Genomic DNA, 1,779 nt, shown 5'->3' on the forward strand with positions numbered 1-1,779 from the left:
GCCGTTGGCGCGCACGGCGGGCGAATAGCGGTTGCGCTCGTACAGCGCCTGGCGGCCTGCGGGGAAGACAACATCACGGTGGGGCATGGGATTCCTTTCGTTCTGCAGGGCAGATGATTGCGATGAAGGCACTGTAGAAGCGCGCGTTGTTCCGATAAACCGGCTAATCTGTGCACCACTGTTCCTGATCGCCAAACAATGGCGGGCACGCCGCCCCTTCGGCACGCCTCAACTACCTGTACGCCATGGACCGTTTTGACGCTCTGCAGGCCTTTGCCCGCGTTGTGGAATCCGGCAGCTTCACCAAGGCTGCCCTCACCCTGCACCTGAGCCGCACCACCGTCACGCAGCTGGTGCAGCAGCTCGAAGCGCGCCTGCGCGTGAAGCTCCTGCACCGCACCACCCGGCGCGTGCAGGTCACGCCCGATGGTGCTGCCTACTACGAGCGTGTGGTGCGCCTGCTGGCCGACCTGGACGATGCCGATGCCAGCGTTTCCACCGCCGCCGCCGCGCCCCGGGGCCGCCTGCGGGTGGACGTGCCCAGCCCCTTGGCGCGCCTGGTCCTCATCCCCGCGCTGCCCGCGTTCCACGCGCAATACCCCGACATCCTCCTGCACATGGGCGTGAGCGACCGCCCCGTGGACATGGTGGGCGACAACGTGGACTGCGTGGTGCGCGGCGGCGCCCTCACCAACCCGGCGCTCGTCGCACGCCATGTGGGCGACCTGCAACTGCGCGTGTATGCCGCCCCCAGCTACCTGCAGCGCGCGGGCACGCCCGAGCACCCGCAGGCGCTGGAAGGACCGCACCACCGCACCGTGGGTTTTTTGTGGGCGCGCACCGGCCAGCCTCTGCCTTTCGAGATGCGCCGCGGCACCGAACATGTGCACGCCCAAGGCCACGACATCTGCGCTGTGGACGACGGCAACGCCTACCTGGCCGCAGGCCTGGCGGGCCTGGGCGTGCTCTGGTTGCCCGACTACATGGCCTGCCCCCACGTGGCGGCTGGCGAGCTGGTGCCCCTGCTGCAGGACTGGACGCTGGAGCCGATGCCGCTGTACGTGGCCTACCCACCCCAACGGCATGTGAGCGCCAAGGTGCGGGTGTTCATTGAATGGGTGGCGGGGTTGATGGCGCTGCATGCGCCGATTCATCGCTCTTCGAGGGCCCCATAAGACGCACCTTGGTCCGATGGAATTGTTCGTGAAGCGAAAGAGGCATGTCTGTTGGTCCCAGCCTACAGCACCCATAGTGTGCGCTGTAAGAGTTGGAAACAGTTATCTGATTTAAAGAGCGCATTCATACAATCGCTCGCAAAAGGGAGTTGTATAAATGACAGATTCTTCACCAGTACCTCAGGATAAACGTGGATTTTTCATGCTGCCTCAAATGCCGGAGGAATCTGGCTATTACACCTATGGAACTCCTTTCGGTGGAAGAGGGCAATATGCCCATGTGCAAATGCTGAATTTCATTTTCAAACTTGAGCATGGCTGGAGCATCACAGAAGAGCGAAAAATCGGCATTGGTAACATCAGTTTGGCCGAAGGAAAAAAATTTCCACCGCATGCTAGCCACAGAAGCGGTCTGGAGGTCGATATTCGTCCCATTCGCAAGGATGGGCTGAAGCAGCCCGTCCGCTGGTCTAGCAAAGACTACGACCAAGCCGCGACGCAAAGGTTGGTAAATTTAATTTGGCAGACTGGCATGGTAAAAAAGGTTGGATTCAATGATCCCAAAATTGCCAATGCTACTTATATGAATGGACACGATGACCAT

2 protein-coding genes and 1 pseudogene are annotated in these 1,779 nt (G+C 60.9%); 2 read left to right on the forward strand and 1 reads right to left on the reverse strand.

Going from position 1 to position 1,779, the window contains the following annotated elements:
* Positions 1 to 87, reverse strand: a pseudogene (locus DBR23_RS30620) (RidA family protein); the annotation flags it as partial.
* A 158-nt stretch (positions 88 to 245) separates the two neighbouring features.
* Between DBR23_RS30620 and DBR23_RS12840 the strand changes: the two are divergent.
* Entirely contained in the window at positions 246 to 1,175 is a 930-nt protein-coding gene (locus DBR23_RS12840; RefSeq protein WP_108498506.1) for a LysR family transcriptional regulator, read from the forward strand.
* A gap of 157 nt (positions 1,176 to 1,332) precedes the next feature.
* A partial coding sequence (locus DBR23_RS12845; RefSeq protein ID WP_199227696.1) for a penicillin-insensitive murein endopeptidase occupies positions 1,333 to 1,779 on the forward strand: 447 nt, incomplete at its 3' end.

The sequence above is a fragment of the Acidovorax sp. HMWF018 genome, assembly GCF_003061035.1.
GTDB classification, from domain to species: domain Bacteria; phylum Pseudomonadota; class Gammaproteobacteria; order Burkholderiales; family Burkholderiaceae_C; genus Acidovorax; species Acidovorax delafieldii.

Coding starts and splice junctions, on each gene's coding strand:
- DBR23_RS12840 (WP_108498506.1), top strand. CDS start 246: ATGGACCGTTTTGACGCTCTGCAGGCCTTTGCCCGCGTTGTGGAATCC.